Annotated in this window: 1 protein-coding gene; it reads left to right on the forward strand. The window is 66.2% G+C overall.

What is annotated here, in order from left to right; all coding sequences use genetic code 11:
- Positions 1-890, forward strand: an 890-nt coding sequence (locus AC1Q9M_RS25505; protein ID WP_492436431.1) for an acyl-CoA dehydrogenase family protein, incomplete at both ends; no start/stop codon positions are given.

The following is an 890-nucleotide window of genomic DNA, read 5'->3' on the forward strand; positions in this document are numbered from 1 at the left end:
TACGGCGGCGCCAACATGGGCTACCTGGCCCACATGATCGCCATGGAGGAGATCTCGCGCGCCTCGGCCAGCGTGGGCCTCTCGTACGGCGCGCACAGCAACCTGTGCGTGAACCAGATCAAGCGCAACGGCAACGACGCCCAGCGCCGCAAGTACCTGCCCAAGCTCATCAGCGGCGAGCACGTGGGCGCCCTGGCCATGAGCGAGCCCGGCGCGGGCTCGGACGTGATCAGCATGAAGCTCAAGGCCGAGGACAAGGGCGGCTATTACCTGCTCAACGGCAGCAAGATGTGGATCACCAACGGCCCGGACGCCGACACCATGGTGGTCTACGCCAAGACCGAGCCCGAGATGGGCGCGCGCGGCGTCACCGCCTTCATCGTCGAGAAGGGCATGAAGGGCTTCTCCACCGCGCAGAAGCTGGACAAGCTGGGCATGCGCGGCAGCCACACCGGCGAGATGGTGTTCAACAACGTCGAGGTGCCGGCCGAGAACATCATGGGCGGCCTGAACAACGGCGCCAAGGTGCTCATGAGCGGGCTCGACTACGAGCGCGCGGTGCTCACCGGTGGTCCGCTGGGCATCATGCAGGCCGTCATGGACAACGTGGTGCCCTACATCCACGACCGCAGGCAGTTCGGCCAGAGCATCGGCGAGTTCCAGCTGATCCAGGGCAAGGTGGCGGACATGTACACCGTGCTGCAGGCCGGCCGCTCGTTCGCCTACACCGTGGCCAAGAACCTGGACCTGCTGGGCACCGAGCACGTGCGCCAGGTGCGCAAGGACTGCGCCTCCGTGATCCTCTGGTGCGCGGAGAAGGCGACGTGGATGGCCGGCGAGGGCATCCAGATCTTCGGCGGCAACGGCTACATCAACGAGTACCCACTGGG

The organism is Hydrogenophaga sp. GW823-FHT04C09 (genome assembly GCF_058796355.1).